The organism is Mesorhizobium sp. M7A.F.Ca.CA.004.06.1.1 (assembly GCF_003999135.1).
In the GTDB taxonomy this organism is placed as follows: domain Bacteria; phylum Pseudomonadota; class Alphaproteobacteria; order Rhizobiales; family Rhizobiaceae; genus Mesorhizobium.
The window spans coordinates 1-5,007 of the sequence record NZ_RZPQ01000432.1; the positions used below are offsets into that span (position 1 = coordinate 1).

Annotated in this window: 6 protein-coding genes; 4 read left to right on the top strand and 2 right to left on the bottom strand. The window is 60.8% G+C overall.

The genetic code is table 11. The features are described from left to right. Positions 1 to 1,263: 3-deoxy-7-phosphoheptulonate synthase class II (locus EN906_RS22580; protein ID WP_127375385.1), on the top strand; the 1,263-nt coding region annotated here is incomplete at its 5' end. A gap of 104 nt (positions 1,264 to 1,367) precedes the next feature. On the opposite strand, the gene EN906_RS22585 is transcribed toward EN906_RS22580, so the two are convergent. Beyond that, positions 1,368 to 2,438 carry a diguanylate cyclase gene (locus EN906_RS22585; protein ID WP_127271420.1) on the bottom strand — a complete coding sequence of 357 codons (1,071 nt, stop codon included), beginning with the start codon at positions 2,436 to 2,438 and terminating at the stop codon, positions 1,368 to 1,370. A 406-nt stretch (positions 2,439 to 2,844) separates the two neighbouring features. On the opposite strand from EN906_RS22585, the gene EN906_RS22590 reads away from it, so the two are divergent. From EN906_RS22590 to EN906_RS22600, 3 genes are all read left to right on the top strand, one after another. After that, positions 2,845 to 3,261 (top strand): GFA family protein, encoded by a 417-nt coding sequence (locus EN906_RS22590; protein ID WP_027036778.1) that lies wholly within the window; start codon positions 2,845 to 2,847, stop codon positions 3,259 to 3,261. Positions 3,262 to 3,342: 81 nt separating this feature from the next. Next, a complete protein-coding gene (locus EN906_RS22595) occupies positions 3,343 to 3,702 on the top strand; it encodes a diacylglycerol kinase (protein ID WP_023810560.1) in 360 nt (119 codons plus the stop codon). 40 nt (positions 3,703 to 3,742) lie between these two features. Next, complete coding sequence (locus EN906_RS22600) at positions 3,743 to 4,330, top strand: hemerythrin domain-containing protein (RefSeq protein WP_127268647.1); 588 nt, start codon at positions 3,743 to 3,745, stop codon at positions 4,328 to 4,330. A 3-nt stretch (positions 4,331 to 4,333) separates the two neighbouring features. On the opposite strand, the gene EN906_RS22605 is transcribed toward EN906_RS22600, so the two are convergent. Continuing rightward, positions 4,334 to 4,921: a DedA family protein gene (locus EN906_RS22605; RefSeq protein WP_127268646.1), complete on the bottom strand. Its 588-nt coding sequence runs from the start codon at positions 4,919 to 4,921 to the stop codon at positions 4,334 to 4,336. Positions 4,922 to 5,007: the final 86 nt, after the last annotated feature.

Genomic DNA, 5,007 nt, shown 5'->3' on the forward strand with positions numbered 1-5,007 from the left:
CCGCTGGTTTTTGCCGGTGAGGCGCGCAAGCTGAAGAAGCAGCTCGCTTCTGTCGCCGCCGGTGACGCATTCCTCCTGCAGGGCGGCGATTGCGCCGAGAGCTTCGCCGAGCATGGCGCGGACAACATCCGCGACTTCTTCCGCGTCTTCCTGCAGATGTCCGTGGTGCTCACCTTCGCCGGCGCGCAGCCGGTGGTGAAGGTTGGCCGCGTTGCCGGCCAGTTCGCCAAGCCGCGTTCGTCCGACAACGAGACCAAGGGCGAGGTGACGCTGCCCAGCTATCGCGGCGACATCATCAACGGCATCGAATTCGACCCGAAGTCGCGCATTCCGGATCCCGCTCGCCAGGAAATGGCGTACCGCCAGTCGGCGGCGACGCTCAACCTTTTGCGCGCCTTCGCGCAAGGCGGCTATGCCAGCCTGGAGAATGTGCACCGCTGGATGCTCGGCTTCGTCTCCGACAGTCCGCAGGGCGAGAAATATGAGTCTCTTGCCAACCGTATCACCGAGACGATGGACTTCATGAAGGCCGTCGGCATCACTTCGGAAACCAACTACGCGCTGCGCGAGACGGATTTCTACACCAGCCATGAGGCGCTGCTGCTCGGCTACGAGGAGGCACTGACGCGCGTCGATTCGACCTCCGGCGACTGGTACGCCACGTCAGGCCACATGATCTGGATCGGCGACCGCACCCGCCAGCCCGATCATGCGCATGTCGAATATTGCCGTGGGATCAAGAACCCGCTCGGGCTGAAATGCGGTCCTTCGCTGACGCCGGACGGCTTGCTGGAGCTGATCGACCTGCTCAATCCCGAGAACGAGCCCGGCCGGCTGACGCTGATCGCCCGCTTCGGTTCCGACAAGGTCGCCGACCATCTGCCGAAGCTGGTGCGCGCGGTGCAGAAGGAAGGCCGCTCCGTGGTGTGGTCGTCGGACCCGATGCACGGCAACACGATCGAGGCCGCCGGCTACAAGACGCGGCCGTTCGACCGCATTCTCAAGGAGGTCCAGACCTTCTTCGAGGTGCACCGCGCCGAAGGCACGCATCCGGGCGGCATCCATGTCGAAATGACCGGCAAGAACGTCACCGAATGCACCGGTGGCGCGCGCGCCATCACCGCCGAGGAATTGCAGGACCGCTACCACACCCATTGCGATCCGCGCCTTAACGCCGACCAGGCGATCGAACTGGCCTTCCTGGTCTCGGATCTGTTGAAGAAGAGCCACCCGGTGCAGCACAAGCAGGCGGTCAACGGCTGATTTTCGCGCAGTCCGAATAAGATCCACGAAAGGGCGTCCGAGAAATCGGGCGCCTTTCATGTCTGCGCTAGTCCAGTGTTCCCGGCACCAGCGGGCAGGGACTGTCAGTCCTTCTTGTAGAGCAGCCAGCTCTTGCCGGCCCGGCCTGCCATCGTCGAGTGCTTGGTGACCCGGTTGCGGCCGCTGACCTTGGAGCGATAGAGCGCCCGGTCGGCCTTGGTGTAGAGATCTTCGGGTCCTTCGGCTTCGGACGCCATGCAGATACCCATCGAGACGGTGACGGTGCCGTAATTCGTGCCGGTCTGGCTGCTGGTGAACGGCGTCTGCTCGATCAGGGCGCGAATGCGCTCCGCAACGTCATAGGTGGCGTCCTCGCTGGCGCCCTCGATGATCAGCGCGAACTCCTCGCCGCCGGTGCGGGCGACGAACATGTCGCCGCGAATGCTGGTCTGGAAAATATCGGCGATGCTCTGGATGATCTTGTCGCCGACCGGGTGGCCATAGCGGTCGTTGATATCCTTGAAGCGGTCGATGTCGACAAGAACCAGGGCGTTGAACAGGATACCCCTGTTGCTGTTGTAGATCCTGGTGATCTCCTTGTCGAAGGCGCGCCGATTCCAGATATGCGTCAAGGGATCGGTGTCAGCCAGGCGCTTGTACTCCTCAAGCTTCGACTTGACGCTTTCGAGTTCGGCCGTCTTGTCGCTGAGCGTCGAGGCCACCTGCCGGCCGTGATCGATCGTCGAATTGGTGGCAACCGCCATGGCGTTGGCGATCTTCTGCAGGAGATCCTGAGAGAGAAGGCTGCGTCCGCTGAGGCCGCTCGATGTCTCATCGAGGATCCTGCCGTATTTCTCGATGTGGCTGCGCTCGCTCCGCAGCAGCGAAGCAACCTCCTCGAGCTCCCTGGCAATGACGTCTCTGGCATGCTCTACGATGCCAGGGCCATGGTTGTGGGCAAAGAAAGTGCGCCCGATCTGGTCCAGTTCATCCTGTGTCGGCCGGCTGGCCAGCGAAACGACGGCCAGGCTGAGTTCGCGATTGGTGCCGCTCAGGGCCTCATAGAAGATCTCGTAATTGCGCGGCAGGCCGAGCACGCCCAATTGGCGCATTGTCGCGACAACAGTGGCTGCGATGTCGGTGCTTCGTTCGGTCGGGACAGCTGCCGGCTGCATCTTGGTTCTTCCCCTCGGATCCTCCGCGGAATTCGCGGTTTCCCTTTGTCGCCGAGCCCTGGGGAATGCGACCGACGCTTCGAACAACTTGCGAAGGGATGCGTCCCCACCCACGGCCTTCGCTTGCAGGTGACCATAAATGCGCCGTCGCTAAAGTTTCCTTAACTGGCAGAGGTTCAGCGGGTTTTCTCTGTCTGCGGGCTGTAAAAGCCTTAGTCCGTGCGTCCAACAGTTGGAAACAACGCCGGTGCGGCGGCTTGAATTCGCGATTCGCGCATCGCACTCTTGAAAATGAAACCGAATTTCGGATTCTCCACGCCAGCACATGTCGCATTTGCTTGCGTGCTTGCGCGGCAAAGCTGGAATCCTAAGCCATGCCCGGCACTTTTCTTCAAGGAGGATCGACGTGAGTGATGGTCACCAGGGATCGTGTCTGTGCGGAGCCGTCCGCTTCAGAACGAACGGGGCGCTGCGTGGCGTCGTCTATTGCCATTGCTCGCAATGCCGCAAGCAGAGCGGACATTTCTATGCCGCGACCAATGTTGCCAACGCCGACATCGTGATCGAGGGCACGGAAAGTATCACCTGGTACGAAGCCTCTACCTTCGCCAGGCGTGGGTTCTGCAAGGCATGCGGATCGGTGCTGTTCTGGAAGCCGCGGGACCAGGACTACGTTTCGGTCATGGCGGGATCGTTCGACAAGCCGACAGGTCTTGAGGGCGAATGCCATATCTTCGTCGGTGACAAGGGCGACTATTATTCGATCGACGACGGGCTGCCACAGTTTGAAAAGTCGACACCGTCCATACCGGTTGCTGAATGAATCTTGGACAAGTCACCTTATTCCATTGATCTGGCCAGCCATTGCATTATCCCGTGCCGGTGATTCGCAAAGGGGTTTGGCATGCAGCGGCTGATCGATGCTTATTTCAATTCGGTGCGGGCGTTTCGCAAGCTGGCCACCAGCGAGAAGGCTTTCCAGCAGGAGCTGATGCTGCTGGCGCTTGCCTTGCCGCTCGGCTGGTTCGTTTCGATCTCGTGGCGCGGTTATGCCTTGCTGATCGGCGCCGTGTTGCTCTTGATCATGGTCGAAGTGCTTAACACCGGCATCGAGGCGGCATGCGACGCTTTCAGCCGCGAGTTCAATGTCGATATCCAGTTGGCCAAGGATTGCGGTTCGCTGGCGGTGCTGATTTCGGTACTCATCGTCGCCGGCGTCTGGGGCATTGCCATTATCGAGCGGATCACCGGGCTACCGATCTAGCCTTTCGATGCCTATATGCCAGTCACCAAAGGAGACTGTCATGGCCGGGGCCGCCAATTTTCTGCTTCTCGAACGCGTGGGCCTGCCGGATGATCTGCGCTGGCTGGCCGAGAAATATCCGCGTGAAAACTGGCAGGATCATGCCAATATCCACGGCATCGCCAATATGTGGCTGCAGCGGCACGACATGTTCCGCGAACTTGGCGGCATGCTGGCCAACGGCATCGGCGACTACCGTGAGGGACGGCTGACGGCGCCTGATTTCGCGCGCTGGTTCGCGCCCCGCCTCAATCATTTTCTAGGCAACCTCGACGGTCACCACAACGTCGAGGATTATCAATATTTCCCGGTCTTCGCCAAGGCCGAGCCCCGTTTGAAGCACGGCTTCGAGATACTCGATGCCGACCATCACACCATCCATGAAGGGCTGGAGCGTAATGCCGAGGCGGCCAATGCGTTCATCAAGACGCTTCAGGAGAGCGAAGACAGACAGCGCTTCGCCGCCGACGCCTATGCCGACGAAAACAGCCGGCTGATCGCCATGCTGACAAGGCATCTTGCCGACGAGGAAGACCTGATCATCCCGCTTATCCTCGATCGGGGGGACCAGGCGCTCGGCGTGGATTGACGATCAGCCCTCCCTGGCGCGTTCCTTGCTGGCGATGTGACGGGCGACGAGCCATGCCAGAACGGCCACGGTCAAGCCGATGCCAAGCCCGATCAGCAACCGTTCGTGATGCATCAACGCCTGGCCGATGACGTGCTCGGCGCCAAGTCCAAAGACATAACCGATCGTGCCGAACAGCACCGCCCAGACCGCCGATGAAAGCGCGTTGAGGATGACGAAGCGCGGCGCAGCGATGTTGGAAAGCCCGGCTGCAATGCCGCCGACGAGGCGCATGCCGTAGATATAGCGGTTGGACAGCACGAAAATGTCGGGATGGGTGTTGAGCAGCCGAAAGGCGCGGCGGAAGCCGGGCCGTTTGCGCAATCTGACGACATAGGGATGGTCGGCGAAGCTTCGTCCGAGGATGAAGAAGAAAGTATCGCCGACGAAGGCGCCGAGCGCCGCCGCAAGAACCGCGTGCCACAGGACGAAGACCTGCTGGTGGGCGAAGAAACCGCCAAGAATGGCGGCACTTTCGCCCTCCGCGACGCAACCGATAAAGACCGCGAGCAGCCCGTATTGTTCGATGAAATGATGGATCGCGTCGGTCATGAAGCCGACTGCTGCGAAGACAGCCTTTCGTCGATCCGCTTGATCATTTCGGTCAGTTGCACGATCTCGTCGCGCATACCGAGAAT